Genomic DNA, 16,433 nt, shown 5'->3' on the forward strand with positions numbered 1-16,433 from the left:
TACGATTAATGTTTGGAACGAGAAAATACATGATTCGTGCGGAAATGATGAATATACTCTAGTGCCTTTCCAGTCCCGATTGCAACACTATCTAACGGTTCCTCGGCAACAAAGACAGGCATTTTCGTCTCTTCACTAATGACCCGATCTAAACCTTTTAATAATGCTCCTCCACCTGTTAGGACGATTCCTCTTTCCATAATATCAGCAGCGAGTTCAGGCGGGGTTTTTTCCAGTGTATTTTTCACAGTTTCCAAAATAGCGTCTACTGTATCTTTTAATGAACTGCTTACCTCTTCAGCTGTGACGGTAATCGTTTTTGGTAATCCGCTTACTAAGTCCCTACCGCGGATATCTAATTGGCCGTCGCTTTTAGAAGGATTTGCAGAGCCGATTTCCATTTTTACAATCTCTGCAGAATGTTCTCCAATTAACAAATTATATTTTTTTCGAATGTATTGGATAATGGCCTGGTCCATCCCATCGCCAGCAATGCGAATGGATTGACTTGTCACAATGCCTCCTAAAGATATAACTGCGACTTCGGTTGTACCTCCACCAATATCTACTACCATACTACCAGTAGGTTCCCAAACTGGCAATCCTGCTCCAATTGCAGCAGCAAATGGTTCGGCAATTGGATATGCTTCCTTTGCCCCAGCTTGCTTCGTCGCATCAACAACTGCACGCTCTTCCACCATTGTAATTCCTGAAGGAACACAAACCATCACGTTTGGTTTACGTGCAAATAAGGAGCGATTTCGTTGCACCTTTTCAATATAGTACTTCATCATTGATGCGGTTGTTTCATAATCAGCAATGACCCCGTCTTTCATTGGGCGGATAACCGTTATATTACCAGGAGTTCGCCCAATCATCGTTTTCGCTTCATTTCCAACTGCTTTAATATCACCTGTCTCAACATTTTTTGCTACAACAGACGGTTCCCGGAGGACAACACCTTTTCCTTTAACGAATACCAATGTATTTGCAGTGCCTAAATCTATACCTAAATCTTGCGCAAAGCCGAATCCAGCCAAGATGATCTTCCTTTCCATCACTCATTTTCAACTAACCGTTATGTATTAGTGTTGATCAATTTATCCAGATAATAAGCGCCATTTCAAGATCCTCTTGAATGGCGCTGTTTTATTTTTGTATATTATATTATACGAAAAATGGTTATAAATAGATAGGGTTACAAGTATCCTTTTTCTTTTAGGGAAACATACCTTCCATTTCCGATCACGATATGATCGAGTACTTCTATCCCAATCATTTTCCCACATTCAGAAATTCGTTTCGTAATTTGAATATCTTCCTGTGATGGCGTCGGATCACCTGAAGGGTGATTATGAGCACAAATAATGGAAGCCGCAGATCTCTTTACAGCTTCTTTGAAAATTTCACGGGGATGTACAATAGAAGCGTTTAAACTCCCAATAAAAAGCGTTTGCTGATGTATAATCTGATTTTTCGTATCTAAGTATAAAGCAATGAAATGCTCCTGTTTCAAGTGTCGCAACTCATCCATAATATATCCTGCAACATCAACTGGTTGGCGAACTACATATTTTTCCTCCAATTTAATCGTATGGATACGTTTACCAAACTCAATAGCCGCCACTAAGGTTGCCGCCTTCGCCTTGCCAATGCCTTTTATTGCTGACAGTTCTTCATAGGTTGTATCCTTCAATGACTCAATCCCACCAAATGTCACAAGTACCCGTTGTGCCAATGTCATGACAGATTCATGTTTCGTCCCACTTCCTAGTAAAACCGATAACAGCTCTTGGTTTGTTAAATGTTTGGAACCAGTCTCCAGCAACTTTTCCCTTGGTCTTTCCTGTTTCGGTATATCCCGGATGAAGAAGGTGTTCTTTCCTACCAACAAACATGCTCCTTCCACTTGGAATTCATGCCTATGTTGAAACAGGTAATATAGCAAAGGGTCTTAGTTCTCGAATTAAACGTGAAATCGGTAGCCCGACAACATTGTAATAATCTCCGTGTATTTTTTTCACAAATGCAAAACCTTCAGATTGAATACCATATGCTCCTGCTTTATCGAAACAGTCCCCTGTTTGAATGTACTCATGAATTTCTTCATCTGTTAGTTCCCAAAATTCTACAATTGTTTTTTCGATAAACAACTGTTCTTCCTTTGTTGACTTTAGAAGAACTGCTGTCATCACGGTATGTGTTTTCCCGCTTAACGATGTTAATATTTGATAAGCATGTTCGACGCTTTCGGGTTTTCCGAGCACTTGATTTTCATACGTTACAACGGTATCGGCTGTTAGAATGATTTCCTGATCAGACAGAATCGGAACATGGTTACCCTTTTCAATTGCAATATTTTTCACAAGTTGTTCCGGTGTATTCCCTGTCACTTGTTTTTCGTCAGTATGCTGTGTTCGTTGTTCAAAAGGGATTTTTGCTTTCTTTAACAACTCTTTTCTTCTCGGCGATGAAGAGGCTAAGATTAGTTGCATAGTATCACCTGTTTCCTTTGGCATGTTTTATTCATGATAAAATATGAAGCTGAAGAAGCAAAATACGCAAAAAGATATTTTTATATCGTTTGGTTGTTTATTTTCCTGTTTACCAATACGAAAATGCTATTTACTGATTCATATCATTTTCAAAACTTTTCATAACAGATAACATCCCTCGTTCAGAATCCCATCTGTTTTCATTCAAACGTTGTAAAAGCTGTTGAAAGGCAACCGCTACTCGGGATCCCTCAGCGGATAAATCATTAGGTTTTTCTTCTAACCATGTTGTTAAAGCGTCTTTCGCACCTTCTACTTCTTCATTATTTTGATTCATATGTTTTAATAATAATTGCCAGTTTTCCATTCCGCTTAGAATCCAATCTCCCTCTTCCTCGTTAACCCTACGTTCAATACTTGGAACTGTCCACTCCCGTGTGTATGTTTCTAATCCCGTTGATTCATTTATCATAACATCGAGCTCTTTTGCATCTGATTGATTTTGACCAATCGCACCAAATACATAATATTGGCCATCCCTTGACCAAATAATCGGGTTAATCCCTTCCGTTTGCATATAATCCCGCTCTTCTATAGCTGCTTCCTCTGAACTATAAACACCTAGTTGAACGACCCATGCGGATAGAGGTGGGAACGTATAAGAGACAAGATTCTCTCCTTGTTTTTCATAATGATTTTGTTCTCCATATTCATCCGAATCCGAAGGAGTCGCAACTACAACAGGGTCTGCTGATTGTTCTGGTTCGACATTGGATAGGATTTTTAACATACTAAATCCTAGTCCAATGCCAACGACAGAGGCAGCAACGACCGCAACGAGCAACTGTTTTATATTTGGGATTTTGGCGAGAAGTCTTCTTCTTTGTTTTTTGCCTTTTTTTCGATAAAATACATCAATGTCTTTATAATCACCACGAAAATATGGATCATCGTTCTTAGGCTGCTCCAAAGATGCCGCTACTTCTTCCTCTACTTCTCGTGTATCTGTTTGTTCGCCATTAATTTTAACGGAAAATTGCTGTTTCTTGTCCACAATGAAAACCTCACTTTTTTCAAGCTTTATTTGACTTTATCATGTTTCACTTGAAAAGTTAGGCGACTATTGTCGGCCGAGGCGCTTTTTTTTCGCAGAAATATTCCAAAAACACCACTAACTCGACAACAAAAAAAGCAACTGATTACTCAGCTGCTTCACTTACATGTTCATAGGTAGCGACCCGGTTTCTTCCTTTTCTTTTCGCTCCAAAATACATAGCACGGTCTGCATGACGGACCAACTGTTGAAGATCTTCACAATCCTCTGGAAAGGATGCGACCCCTACACTTGCTGTAATATTTATTTTAATTGGTTGACTTTGATATTCTATATGGTTTCGCAATGTAATCGGAGAACGGCTTATTAATTTATGTATTTGTTTCGCTTCGTAGAATGCTTCTACTTTATTTTTGTCTTTATAGACAATGACAAACTCCTCACCACCATAACGGGCTAATACACCATCATCCCCAACATAATCCTTTAATCGTTGTGCGAGTTCGATTAGTACTTCATTTCCACTTTCATGCCCATACATATCGTTTACTTTTTTAAAATGGTCTACATCTAATAGTATGAGTGATACGTTATGTTCAATTCCTTTTGCCCTCATATCTTCGAAAATGGTCTGTAAGTAGTTTGTAAAATAGCGATAATTGTACAATTTTGTTAAATGACATTGTTCACTTTTTGTTTTCGTTTGTTCATAATGTCGTGCATTTTCCATCGCAACAGCCAGGTAGTTTGATAAAATTCCCAACAGCATAAAGTGTGACTTTTCATAGGCTCTTTTATTTGTTGAAACAATCGTTAAAATCCCTACCGTTTCATCATTTCGACGGACTGGTACAGATAATATACTTTCTCCATCCTCAGGAATCGAGAGATCTTGGATATGCTCCCAATTTTTCTTCGATTGAAAGGAAACACCGTAACCTTGATCATAAACTTTTCCACTAACTCCTTCGCCTTTGTTTAACGTAATATCGGAAAGATGTAAGTAGCGGCTCGTATCAACAAAGCGAATGAGCGATAGTGTTTTTTGGTGATTGGAAACATCGTAGATGTATGTATATTTCACGTCTAATAAACTGCTTACCTCTTGTGTGAAAATATCGAGTACTTCTTTTACATTTAATTGACCAGCCAGTTTTTGGCCAATTTCACTCGTTTTCTTTAGGTGACTGTTGACCTTATCACTAGAATAATAGTTTTTTATGATAATGGAGATCATAATAAATGGAACTCCGACGAAATAAATTGCCTTTGCCCCTAGTTCCATATAAAGGAGATAAAGGATGAACCCTACGGGAAGTACTACAAAGGAAGTTACAAATTCCCACAGTAATCCTTTTGAGAAGAAACGTTCTTTTTTATTATTCATATATATTCTAAGCAAATAGAGTAATATTTGATTAGAGGTAATGATTCCTAGAGCATAACTAATAATTGGCAGAAATTGATAAGGATGTGAAAATGGGTCTACTCCGTGCTGTCCACCTAATAAGTAATACATCGATGCTCCCATAATAGATATGAGGAGAAACATTGTTAAATTAGCTGGTATCCGGTGTAATTCATCCTTGCTCGTGCGAATTTTCATAATGAGGGCAATAAGGGCAATTTGTGTTAAAACGATCTCTATGAAAAGACCGAAATAGAGAAAAACAGCGAAGCTGATACCTTGAATAAAGAAGATAGGTGTCTCACCGACAACAATAGGGAAAAAAGCGACGATACACATAAGAATTGCAAACGAAATGACATCAAAATATTTCCCATCTATAGTAGGCTGAAAAATAGAGTAAAAGTAATATAATAGTGTTGGCCAAGCAAGTATCCAAACAACCCAAATCGTAATTTTTTTACCAGTTGTCATGATTAGCATCCCCTATGTGTAACGTTTTTCCATTTATGTTTACTGTCAGACAAAAACTACAAGATTTAAAAGTTAACTTACAATTTATTCAAGATATTTTATCATATTGTAGTAATTTTTTCAAAATTTCGGCGAATTTCTGAAACAAAATATAAAGACCCCGAAACTACGGTGATGTCATGTTCTGTCGCCAAATGTATTTTTCTTTGTATGGCTCTTTCCCAATTCGGTATTTTATCCACGTGTTCATGATGACTATAGCAAGCTAAATCCCCCGGATCAGCTGCCCTTGGAAAAGGAAATGTCGTAAAAGTAATCGACGAAAAGTGCTTATCAAGTTTTGCTATCATGTTGTGTAACGGCTTATCTTTCATAGCTGAAAAGATAATGTGCCAATTTTTATTGTGATAATATCGCTCTAAAGAACGGATCAATGAATCAAGGCCTTCCTCATTATGAGCACCATCTAAAATAACAGTTGGTTGATGATGAATGAGTTCAAAACGTCCGGGCCATTTTGTTTTCTCCATTCCACTTAAAACTTTGTTCCAATCCAATTGAATATTTTCTCTCTCACTTAAACGAAAAAAAGTTTGTAACGCAACCGCCGCATTTTTCACTTGGTGTTCCCCTTTCATTTGAATGGTTATCCTAGGCGACTTTACGTTCCCGTTTTGAAATCGGAATGTTTCATTCCCATCTTTTACACTGTTGTCAAAGATAGAAAAGGAAAGACCAAGTTCCTCAATAGGTGCATCCAATTTCCAAGCACGTCTGCGAATCACTTCCCTTGCATTCTCCTGCTGAACAGCTGTAATAAGGGGGATATGCCTCTTCAGGATTCCAGCTTTTTCGGCGGCAATTTGTTCATAACTATCTCCTAGAATCGCAGTGTGATCCAATCCGATATTCGTTATTACTGTTAGGAGAGGCAGAACGACATTCGTTGAATCTAACCTTCCACCTAGTCCAGTCTCAAAAATGACATAATCAAGAGATTGGGTTGCGAAATAATCAAATGCCATCGCTGTAATTACTTCAAATTCAGTTGGTTCTCCAAGTTCAGTTTGCGCTAGTTCATTGCATAACGGTATCATCTTCTCTACTAGTTTTATTAAATGATCATCTTTTATCGGTTGACCATTAATACTAATGCGTTCATTAAATTCAGTAATATATGGCGACGTAAATGTCCCAACCTCATAATGATGGGCTTGTAACAAATTTCGAATATACGAAAGAGTAGAACCTTTTCCATTTGTCCCTGCGATATGTATGGCTTTTAATCGTTTTTCTGGATGCCCCAGCTTTTCCATGAACCATTCCATCCGTTTTAAACCTGGCTTAATGCCAAAGGTGAGCCTACTATGTAACCAATCTATAGCTTCCGCTTTGTTCATTGTAACCCCTCTTTCAAATGGAAAACGAACCCGTAATACGGGTCCGTTCCAAACATTTATCCCTTTAATTCCTTCATTCTTGCTTCAACTTTAGCACGCTTTTCTAAATAATCTTGTTCCTTTTCTCGCTCTTGCTGAACAATGTGCTCAGGTGCTTTATTGACAAATTTATCGTTACCTAACTTTTTCTGTACTAACTCAACCTCTTTATTCCATTTCTCCCATTCTTTTTGTAAACGGGCAAGCTCTTCTTCGATGTCAATAAGGCCTTCTAATGGTAAGTAAATTTCTGCACCTGTTACAATAGCACTCATTGCTTTTTCCGGTGCTTGAACATCTACACCAATTGTAAGATCGCTTGGATTACAGAAACGTTCTAAGTAGTGTCGGTTTTTCTGCAATTGCTCTGTAACTGATTGATCACCTGTTTTAATGATCATATCAATATGCTTTGACATAGGCGTATCAACTTCAGCACGTATATTACGAACGGAACGAATAATATCTACGAGACGCTTCATTTGTCCAGCTGCTTCCTTATTCGTAAAATCTGGATTTGGTTCAGGCCAAGCAGAAATAGTAATAGAAGTGCCTTCTCTTGTAATCTGTTGCCAAATCTCTTCTGTGATAAACGGCATGAATGGATGCAACATTTTCAGCATACGGTCTAGTACATATACTAAGACAGAGCGTGTTGTCTTCTTCGCTCCATCGTCTTCTCCGTATAGAGGTAATTTTGCCATTTCAATGTACCAGTCACAGAATTCATCCCAAATAAAATTGTAAAGGTGGCGTCCTGCTTCACCAAACTCATATTTATCAACATTTTTTGTCACATTCTCAATCGTTTCATTCAGTCGAGTTAAGATCCAATGGTCAGCAACTGATTTTTCCCCAGATAGATCGATATCCTCCAGTTTCATTCCATCTAAATTCATAAGAACGAATCGAGATGCGTTCCAAATTTTATTCGCAAAGTTCCAGGTAGATTCTACTTTCTCCCATTGGAAACGTAAATCTTGACCTGGTGATGACCCTGTAGATAAGAAATAACGTAAGGAGTCGGCACCATATTTCTCAATAACATCCATAGGGTCTACTCCGTTACCTAATGACTTACTCATTTTTCGTCCATCAGCATCACGAACAAGTCCATGAATAAGTACATCTTTAAAAGGTCTCTCACCTGTAAACTCAATGGATTGAAAAATCATACGAGATACCCAAAAGAATATAATATCGTAACCTGTAACCAGTACGTCAGTTGGGAAATGCCGTTGAAAGTCTTTACTCTTTTCATCCGGCCAGCCCATAGTCGAAAATGGCCATAATGCAGAAGAGAACCATGTATCAAGCACGTCTATATCTTGTTCCCAATTTTCAATGTCTTCGGGCTCTTCCCTACCTACATATAATTCACCTGTCTCTTTGTGATACCAAGCAGGAATACGATGTCCCCACCATAATTGCCTTGAAATACACCAATCCCGAATGTTTTCCATCCAATGCAGATAAGTTTTTTCAAACCGGTCTGGTACGAAGTTTACTTTGTCTTCTTTTTTCTGCAGGTTGATCGCTTCGTCAGCTAACGGTTGCATCTTCACAAACCACTGTGTAGATAAATACGGTTCAACAACTGCTCCACTTCGCTCAGAATGGCCAACGGAATGGGTGTGTTCTTCAATGTTGAATAATACCCCATCCTCTTGCAAATCTTTTACGATTTGCTTACGACATTCAAAACGGTCCATACCTTCGTACTTACCAGCGTTCTCATTCATTGTTCCGTCTTCCTTCATGACAAGAATTCGCTCTAAATTGTGACGGTTGCCGATTTCGAAGTCATTCGGGTCATGTGCTGGAGTAATCTTTACAGCCCCGGATCCAAATTCCATATCAACGTAATCGTCAGCTACAATTTCAATCTCACGATTTACAATTGGCAAGATAACTTTTTTACCAATTAAATGCTGATATCGCTCGTCTTTTGGGTGGACAGCAACCGCTGTATCACCTAGCATTGTTTCAGGACGAGTGGTTGCAACCTCAATATGTCCTGTACCATCTTTTAATGGGTACTTCATATGATAAAAGGCACCTTTAACTTCTTGGTAGATAACCTCGATATCGGAAAGTGCAGTTTTCGTAGCTGGGTCCCAATTAATAATATACTCACCACGGTAAATGAGGCCCTTCTCGTATAAAGATACGAACACTTCTCGTACAGCCTTTGATAATCCTTCATCGAGGGTAAATCGCTCACGTGAATAGTCGAGCCCAAGCCCTAACTTTTCCCACTGTTTTCGAATAAAGGAGGCATATTCACCTTTCCATTCCCAAGCTTTTTCTAAAAACTTCTCTCGTCCTAAGTCATGACGGTTTATTCCTTGTTCACGGAGTTTTCCTTCGACTTTTGCTTGCGTTGCAATCCCAGCGTGATCCATGCCTGGTAGCCATAAAACGTCATACCCTTGCATACGCTTAATACGAGTAATAATATCCTGGAGCGTAGTATCCCACGCATGGCCCAAATGGAGCTTACCTGTTACGTTAGGTGGGGGAATGACAATAGTAAACGGATCTTTCGATTGGTCTTCTTTTGCCTCGAAAAACTTCCCTTCCACCCAAAAGTCATAACGTCCTTTTTCAATTTCATTCGGATTATACTTTGGTGGTAAAGACACCTCATTTTGTCCCATTACAATACCTCCTCATAATTTCACCTTCCAAAAATAAAAAAAACCTTTTCGTCCAAAAAGGACGAAAAGGATATTTTCGCGGTACCACCTTTATTCATAGGTAACAATATATACTTCACCTATACACTCATGTTCAGTAACGGTGTTTCACCGGCTTCTTCTACTCCTATTTCAAAGAAGCTACCACTCAAGGGCGACCTTCCGAGTTGCTGCGACCTAAGGAACCTCTCAGCCTATGGGCTCCTCTCTCTAAAGGGCTACACCCGTACTCCTCCCTGTCTCGGTATTTCCTATATTTCGTTTGTAATAGTATTTTAGCCATTTTTATAAAGAAAAGTCAACGTCTTTATACACTTTTGCCAAATTTCATTCATATTATAACAAACGAACGAGTGAAAAGGAGGTAATATAATGGGTAAATTCTATCGGTATAAACTACCATCTTGGTTACGTAATTTTATCTTTGTAATGGAAAGATGTACATTACCGATTATGATTTATCAGTTAGGGCGTACGTTATTGTTTCCTTCTTCATTAGACGTGTTTCTTACTGCATTATGGGTCGGTCTATTTCTCGCTTTCTATTTTGAATGGTTTTAATGTTCATCTTCATCTAGATCAAATATAATATCCTGCTTTATCTCCTCTTGTAGCTTCAGGGCTAAATCAAAATAAAACTGATACCTTTGAAATATTTGCACCCACTTCGCTTCTGATAAAGAATGTGAATGTTTTGTATAAGTCGTTAAACGTTTTATAAATTGTTCGGATTTTAATAGATGTAAACATATAAGGGCCATATCACTTTTCGAAAATTGGAATTTATGGCGATAACTCATGACTCCAGCCTTAATATCTTCATAAGGAGCATCATGAAAAATAAAGACAGATCTTAAAAATTGCGTAATATCACGGGCTGGATGACCGATGAAAAGTGTTTCCCAATTGATAAAAGCACAACGATTATCCTTATATAAGACGTGTGCTGGTTGAAGAGCACCGTGACATAATGATGACTTTAATTCACCTGTTTCCTTAATATGCTCATACCAATAATCATACCATTCTTCCAGTTGTACAGTGACTTTCTTAAAGAGTCCAAACATATGGCATATGAGTAATTCCGTTGGGGCCATAAATCGACTTGATTCAAATGAAGAAACAATTTGCTCGAATAAAAAAAACATATTCCGTACATTTTCTTTTTGCCTATGCGTCCAATTCAGAAAGGAATTCGGATCGATTTTTTGTGTTATTGACGTTTTTTTATGAATTGTCCCGATTTCATTGAAAAGTAAATGAAGCGGTCTGGCTTGAATGGTAACGGTCGGGGTATCATACCATGGCATAACATAATATGAACCCCCACCTTCCGTTACAAGTAATTTATGATGATTTGTTAAGTATAAAGGAGTAACAGCAGATAACTGTTTTGCTTCTACCAATTGATATAAGTATTGAAATTTTGCTTCTAAGTTAGAAGTTGTCGACTGTTTAACCGCTACATAACGGTCTCCAACGTTTACTTTTAACACTTTTGTGGAGATAGATTCTGTTTGATATGGAACCATACCATAATGGCTTAATATCCGCTCTACATTTGTCACACTCACTCATCCTAAACAAATCATATTATGATTTTTTTTCCTTTTTGCTAACAGGAATATATAAAATTTCCCCTTCGCGGATATCATTCTCTTCAATATTGTTTACTCTAATGATTTGGGTTTTGGGTAATTCATATCGTTCTGCAATCGTATCTAGCGTATCAGACTGTTGTACGATACACATGCGGATTTTCGTAAATGCATCTTCTCCATTTCCGAACATATCGATTAAGTAAGATGTTTCATCCCGAGCATATTCATCGGATGATTCGAGTTTTCCTTTTGTTTCATCATCATCACTTGAAGGGGATACACTTCCCCATTGGGAAGACTCTTCAACATCTTCATCCTTAGGTTCATCTTTCCCTTTTGCAAAAAACTCCTCAAAGGTTTGTGATTTCTTCTTATGAAACCAACGATCTTTCTCTTTTTCTTCTGACTTTTCTTCCTCTGCTTCAGCTTCCATCTCTATAGTTGTCTCTTCATCATCTTCTACTATAACTTGGTCGACTTCTACAGGCTGTTCATCCCGCGGTGGTTCATAAGTACTTGCTTCTTCCGTTTCATCCTTTACTCCATCACCATCCTTCGTAAAAGCCTCGTCATCCTTAAATGTTACATCAAAGGAGAATTGTTGGTCCTTCGACTCCCACTGGAACGTGGATGACTCTTCTTCACCCCGTTCTACTACTTGCTCAGTTTCAATTGTTTCTTGTTTAATACCGTGAATGATTACTCTAGCTTGTAACTTTAATCGAGACGTATCTGGAATCTCATAATCGAAGTGATCTACCTCAACCATTACATCATCTAAAGATGGTATCCGATATTTCGGAATGGTAATTTCAACTGGAATATTATAATGAAATTCGTTTAATCCATCCTCAAAGCTACGAACATCTAAAATATATCGCTTCGTGGAATGGTCCTGAAATGAAATAATTTGATTTTCATCTTCAGTGAAACGATCAGATACTGCTGGCATATACTCACCTGAGAGTTCAATCACACCTCGAATGAATATTTGATCCTCAGCCTCATGTATTGAAATATCTGGCTCAAGGGCGATACCAATTAATTCTTGAACTTCCTGTCCTTTTTTAAACCATAAAAGCTCATTCAATTCAAACGTAAATACGTTTTGCTCCTCTTGACTCAAAATATTTCCTCCTCCCCGTATAAATCCCATTAAGTGTTTCAATCATTACACTTATATGAAAATAGAAAGAGAATTATCACAAGCAGCAATAAAAAAAGACTGTTGTACCTACAGTACCAACAGTCTATAAAATCTAATTTTTCAATTTTTCCATTACTTTGTTTGCTGCCTCGATTGTTTTTTCTATATCCTCATCGGTATGTGCAGCTGATAGGAAAAGCCCCTCAAATTGTGAAGGTGGCAAAAAGATCCCTTCTTCTATCATACCTTGATAAAAGTTAGCAAAAAGATCTAAATCTGCTGTCTTTGCAGAGGCAAAATCTATGACGTCCTTTTCCGTAAAAAAGAGACCAACCATAGAACCTGCACGATTTATCGTATATGGTATATGATTTTTTTCGGCTGCTTGTGACAACCCGTCAACGAGACGATCCACCTTACGGTTCACCTTAGTGTAGGCTTCTTTTGTCATTGCTTTTAATGTTTCATACCCTGCTGTCATCGCTAACGGATTTCCGGACAAGGTTCCTGCTTGATAAATGTCTCCTGCAGGAGCTATTTTCTCCATAATTTCTCTTTTTCCACCGTATGCACCGACGGGCAGTCCTCCACCAATAACTTTTCCTAAACAAGTTAAGTCCGGTGTAACATCATAAAAACCTTGGGCACTATGATAATCAACACGAAAACCTGTCATCACCTCATCAAAAATCAGTAATGAATCATGTTCAGTCGTAATTCTGCGAAGTTTTTGTAAAAAGTCGTTTTGCGGTGGTACAACTCCCATATTTCCTGAAACTGGTTCGACAATAACAGCCGCAATGTCATTACCAAATTCTTCAAAAGCATACTCCACACTTTCCATATCGTTATAAGGAACCGTAATGGTATTTTGAGCGATTGAAGCTGGAACCCCTGGACTATCCGGCAGGCCTAATGTTGCTACCCCTGATCCCGCTTTAATAAGTAATGAATCTCCATGGCCATGGTAGTTTCCTACAAATTTTAAAATTTTATCTTTTCCCGTGTAACCTCTTGCTAAGCGAAGAGCACTCATCGTAGCCTCAGTACCAGAGTTCACCATACGAACCATTTCAATCGATGGTACTCTCTCAATGACAAGTTCAGCCAACTTATTTTCAATCTCTGTAGGAGCACCGAAGCTAGTCCCATCTTCCACCACTTGTTTTAACGCCTTTACAACACGTTCATCGGCATGGCCTAAAATAAGTGGTCCCCAACTTAGCACATAATCAATATATTCATTACCATCTATATCATAAATTTTTGACCCTTTTCCTTTTTCCATAAAAATGGGATCCATTTTTACCGATTTAAAGGCTCGAACAGGTGAGTTCACACCACCAGGCAATAGGTTTACAGCCGTGTCGTAAGCATGTTTTGATTTTTCAAAGTTAGCCATCATACCCCTCCTATTTTTGCTCATCCAGCCACTTTGCAACATCTTTTGCAAAGTATGTAATCATTAGATCTGCTCCAGCTCGTTTCATTGCTGTTAATTTTTCCATTACAATTTCTCGTTCATCAATCCACCCATTTTGGGCGGCTGCTTTTACCATCGAGTATTCTCCACTCACGTTGTACGCGACAACGGGGTACGGGTAACGATCCTTAATTTCACGCATGATGTCCAAATATGCCAGGGCAGGCTTAACAATCAGGTAATCAGCGCCCTCTGCTATATCTGACTCAGCCTCACGTAGAGCTTCTAAGCGATTGGCAGGATCCATTTGATATGTTCTGCGATCCCCAAATTGAGGAGAACTGTGGGCAGCATCACGAAATGGACCATAAAAAGAAGAGGAATACTTCACTGCATATGACATAATTGGAGTATTTACAAAACCCTCTTCATCTAATCCCTGTCGAATTGCAGCAACAAAACCGTCCATCATATTAGATGGGGCAATGACATCTGCTCCTGCCTTCGCTTGACTTACCGCTGTTTTCACAAGTAACTCCAGTGAAGGGTCGTTTAAAATAACGCCCTCTTCTACAACACCACAATGGCCGTGGTCGGTATATTGACATAAGCATGTGTCGGCAACAACCGTTAAACTCGGAACTTCCTGTTTAATTTGACGAATTGCTTGTTGGACAATTCCCGTTTCACAATATGCCTGGCTTCCGTGTGGATCCTTCACTGCTGGTACACCAAACACAATAACAGAGGGAATACCTAGACGCTCCACTTCTTTCATTTCATCTGTTAAATAGTCTAATGACAACTGATAGACTCCTGGCATAGATTCTACTTTATTTCGAATGTTATTACCTTCAACAACGAAAATTGGATATATTAAATCCTCTTTATGTAAATGTGTTTCCCGTACCATTGCCCGCATATTTTCCGTTGTTCGTAATCGACGATGTCGATTAAAGTCCATATAAATCATCCTTTTTATCAAAGTGTTTCAATATTTTTTTGACCATACCTTCTATTGTATACTCTTTTGGTGTTAACACAGTTGAAAAGCCTTGCTGATACGCCTTCTTTTCTGTTGTTGGACCAATTACAAGACAAACTTTTTGCTTCCATTTATTTGTTACATATCGTTCCCCCAAAGTTTGGAAGGCTCCAATAGCCGAAGGGCTCGTAAACGTGATCACGTCAATGCTGTCTTCTCTTTGTAAAACTTGTTGTAATTGAGACTTTGCTTTCCTATTTATAACCGTTCGGTAAACTGTAATTGCTGTATAAGGGATTTCATGTTGTTGAAGAACGTTTGGCAAAGTATTTAAAGATAAGTTCCCCCTAATGAGTAGGACAGAACCATGCCGTCGTTCCTTCAGAAATTGCTTTCCTAGTTGTTCTGCACTGTATACGTCCGGATATAAATTAGTGTGAAAACCATATTGCTTAAGTGCACTATTCGTTTTCCTGCCAATTACAGCAAACCGTTTATTTCGTATAATTTCCCTGTCAATGGAGTAGTAGCGTAACGTTTTAAAAAAGAACTGCACTCCTTTTGCACTCGTAAAAAAAATCCATCGGCAACGATGTAAAGCAGAGACGAACTCCCGTTTATTGTGCTCGTCTTCTGCAAGTTCAAAAGCTAATAACGGCACTTCGACAGGTTTTCCCCCATAAGAAATAATTAAATCGGAAAACGGTTTACTTTGTTCTGCACTTCTCGTAATAAGTACTGTCTTCCCATTTAATGGGGAGGTCATGACTGGTCTAACTCCTCTTTCACTTCATCAATAAGATCTTTCGCACCACGTTTCGTTAGACGATCTGCTGCTTCTTTTCCTACTTCAAATGGGTTAGTCCCTCTAATCGTTTCATGGTATACGTCTTTCCCGTCTGGTGAAGCCACTAGTGCATTCAGGACGACTTCGTCACCCTCTAAATGAGCGTAACCAGCAATCGGCACTTGGCAGCCACCCTCCATAATGCGTAAATACGTTCGCTCTGCCTCAATTTGTCTGGCAGTATACTCGTCGTGAATTTGTTGTAACAATTCCCGAAGCTCCACGTCACTTTCACGGCATTCAAGTGCTAATGCTCCTTGCCCTACAGCCGGTACGTTTTGTTCTGGGTTTAAATATTCTGTGACAACATCATCGGACCATCCCATCCGTTTTAGCCCTGCAGCGGCTAAGATAATCGCATCATAATCTTCCTCTTTTAACTTGCGTAAGCGGGAGTCAATATTCCCACGAATTGATTTGATACGTAAATCAGGGCGTTGAGCTAATACAAGGGCACCTCGTCGTAAACTAGCTGTTCCAACTACTGCACCTTCTGGTAAATCCTTTAGTTTTACATTCTCATTGGAAATGAAGGCATCTCGATGATCTTCCCGTTCTGGTATAGAGGCAATCATTAAGCCTTCAGGGATGACAGACGGCATATCCTTCATACTGTGTACAGCTAAGTCGATCTCTTTGTCAAACATTGCTTGTTCAATTTCTTTAACGAAAAGTCCTTTTCCGCCTACTTTCGATAATGTCACGTCTAAAATCTTGTCACCTTTCGTAACAATTTCCTTTACTTCAAACGTGTATGGTCCATCTAATTGCTTTAACTTCTCAATTACCCAGTTTGTCTGAGTTAATGCTAATTGACTTCTTCTTGATCCGATGACGATTTTTCGCATCTTTTCTACCCCC

The 16,433-nt window shown here is 38.7% G+C and carries 14 protein-coding genes and 1 other annotated feature; of the genes, 1 reads left to right on the plus strand and 13 read right to left on the minus strand.

What is annotated here, in order from left to right; all coding sequences use genetic code 11:
• Positions 1–5: 5 nt before the first annotated feature.
• The 7 genes from NLW78_RS09210 to NLW78_RS09240 all read right to left on the minus strand — a co-directional run bounded on the left by NLW78_RS09210 (position 6) and on the right by NLW78_RS09240 (position 9,530).
• Positions 6–1,040: a rod shape-determining protein gene (locus NLW78_RS09210; RefSeq protein WP_302328490.1), complete on the minus strand. Its 1,035-nt coding sequence runs from the start codon at positions 1,038–1,040 to the stop codon at positions 6–8.
• A gap of 158 nt (positions 1,041–1,198) precedes the next feature.
• Complete coding sequence (radC, locus tag NLW78_RS09215) at positions 1,199–1,894, minus strand: RadC family protein (RefSeq protein WP_437181956.1); 696 nt, start codon at positions 1,892–1,894, stop codon at positions 1,199–1,201.
• 28 nt (positions 1,895–1,922) lie between these two features.
• On the minus strand, positions 1,923–2,495 hold the full coding sequence (locus NLW78_RS09220) for a Maf family protein (protein ID WP_254496754.1): 573 nt from the start codon (positions 2,493–2,495) through the stop codon (positions 1,923–1,925).
• 130 nt (positions 2,496–2,625) lie between these two features.
• Positions 2,626–3,549 carry a hypothetical protein gene (locus tag NLW78_RS09225; protein ID WP_254496755.1) on the minus strand — a complete coding sequence of 308 codons (924 nt, stop codon included), beginning with the start codon at positions 3,547–3,549 and terminating at the stop codon, positions 2,626–2,628.
• Between the two features lie 145 nt (positions 3,550–3,694).
• Positions 3,695–5,431: a sensor domain-containing diguanylate cyclase gene (locus NLW78_RS09230; RefSeq protein WP_254496756.1), complete on the minus strand. Its 1,737-nt coding sequence runs from the start codon at positions 5,429–5,431 to the stop codon at positions 3,695–3,697.
• 101 nt (positions 5,432–5,532) lie between these two features.
• The gene (locus NLW78_RS09235; RefSeq protein WP_254496757.1) at positions 5,533–6,831 is read right to left on the minus strand and encodes a bifunctional folylpolyglutamate synthase/dihydrofolate synthase; all 1,299 of its coding nucleotides are present in this window, start codon (positions 6,829–6,831) and stop codon (positions 5,533–5,535) included.
• 56 nt (positions 6,832–6,887) lie between these two features.
• Positions 6,888–9,530 carry a valine--tRNA ligase gene (locus NLW78_RS09240; protein ID WP_254496758.1) on the minus strand — a complete coding sequence of 881 codons (2,643 nt, stop codon included), beginning with the start codon at positions 9,528–9,530 and terminating at the stop codon, positions 6,888–6,890.
• A gap of 54 nt (positions 9,531–9,584) precedes the next feature.
• Positions 9,585–9,821: a binding site (T-box leader), on the minus strand.
• Positions 9,822–9,941: 120 nt separating this feature from the next.
• Between NLW78_RS09240 and NLW78_RS09245 the strand changes: the two genes are divergently transcribed.
• Entirely contained in the window at positions 9,942–10,130 is a 189-nt protein-coding gene (locus NLW78_RS09245) for a YszA family small membrane protein (protein ID WP_254496759.1), read from the plus strand.
• Here the strand turns inward: NLW78_RS09245 and NLW78_RS15675 are convergent.
• The 6 genes from NLW78_RS15675 to hemC form a co-directional block, all read right to left on the minus strand.
• Positions 10,127–11,137, minus strand: a complete 1,011-nt coding sequence (locus tag NLW78_RS15675; RefSeq protein ID WP_254496760.1) for a phosphotransferase — start codon at positions 11,135–11,137, stop codon at positions 10,127–10,129. The genes NLW78_RS09245 and NLW78_RS15675 overlap by 4 nt on opposite strands.
• Before the next feature lie 25 nt (positions 11,138–11,162).
• Positions 11,163–12,296: a stage VI sporulation protein D gene (spoVID, locus tag NLW78_RS09255; protein ID WP_254496761.1), complete on the minus strand. Its 1,134-nt coding sequence runs from the start codon at positions 12,294–12,296 to the stop codon at positions 11,163–11,165.
• A gap of 133 nt (positions 12,297–12,429) precedes the next feature.
• Complete coding sequence (hemL, locus tag NLW78_RS09260) at positions 12,430–13,719, minus strand: glutamate-1-semialdehyde 2,1-aminomutase (protein ID WP_254496762.1); 1,290 nt, start codon at positions 13,717–13,719, stop codon at positions 12,430–12,432.
• 10 nt (positions 13,720–13,729) lie between these two features.
• On the minus strand, positions 13,730–14,713 hold the full coding sequence (hemB, locus tag NLW78_RS09265; RefSeq protein WP_254496763.1) for a porphobilinogen synthase: 984 nt from the start codon (positions 14,711–14,713) through the stop codon (positions 13,730–13,732).
• On the minus strand, positions 14,694–15,491 hold the full coding sequence (locus NLW78_RS09270) for a uroporphyrinogen-III synthase (RefSeq protein WP_254496764.1): 798 nt from the start codon (positions 15,489–15,491) through the stop codon (positions 14,694–14,696). Before NLW78_RS09270 ends, hemB begins: the two co-directional genes overlap by 20 nt.
• A complete protein-coding gene (hemC, locus tag NLW78_RS09275; protein WP_254496765.1) occupies positions 15,488–16,420 on the minus strand; it encodes a hydroxymethylbilane synthase in 933 nt (310 codons plus the stop codon). The genes NLW78_RS09270 and hemC overlap by 4 nt, the downstream gene beginning before the upstream one ends.
• Between the last annotated feature and the right edge of the window lie 13 nt (positions 16,421–16,433).

This window comes from Salirhabdus salicampi (assembly GCF_024259515.1).
GTDB lineage: Bacteria > Bacillota > Bacilli > Bacillales > Alkalibacillaceae > Salirhabdus_A > Salirhabdus_A salicampi.

Coding starts and splice junctions, on each gene's coding strand:
- NLW78_RS09220 (WP_254496754.1), bottom strand. CDS start 2,495: ATGCAACTAATCTTAGCCTCTTCATCGCCGAGAAGAAAAGAGTTGTTA.
- NLW78_RS09230 (WP_254496756.1), bottom strand. CDS start 5,431: ATGACAACTGGTAAAAAAATTACGATTTGGGTTGTTTGGATACTTGCT.
- NLW78_RS09235 (WP_254496757.1), bottom strand. CDS start 6,831: ATGAACAAAGCGGAAGCTATAGATTGGTTACATAGTAGGCTCACCTTT.
- NLW78_RS09240 (WP_254496758.1), bottom strand. CDS start 9,530: ATGGGACAAAATGAGGTGTCTTTACCACCAAAGTATAATCCGAATGAA.
- NLW78_RS09245 (WP_254496759.1), top strand. CDS start 9,942: ATGGGTAAATTCTATCGGTATAAACTACCATCTTGGTTACGTAATTTT.
- hemL (WP_254496762.1), bottom strand. CDS start 13,719: ATGGCTAACTTTGAAAAATCAAAACATGCTTACGACACGGCTGTAAAC.
- hemB (WP_254496763.1), bottom strand. CDS start 14,713: ATGATTTATATGGACTTTAATCGACATCGTCGATTACGAACAACGGAA.
- NLW78_RS09270 (WP_254496764.1), bottom strand. CDS start 15,491: ATGACCTCCCCATTAAATGGGAAGACAGTACTTATTACGAGAAGTGCA.
- hemC (WP_254496765.1), bottom strand. CDS start 16,420: ATGCGAAAAATCGTCATCGGATCAAGAAGAAGTCAATTAGCATTAACT.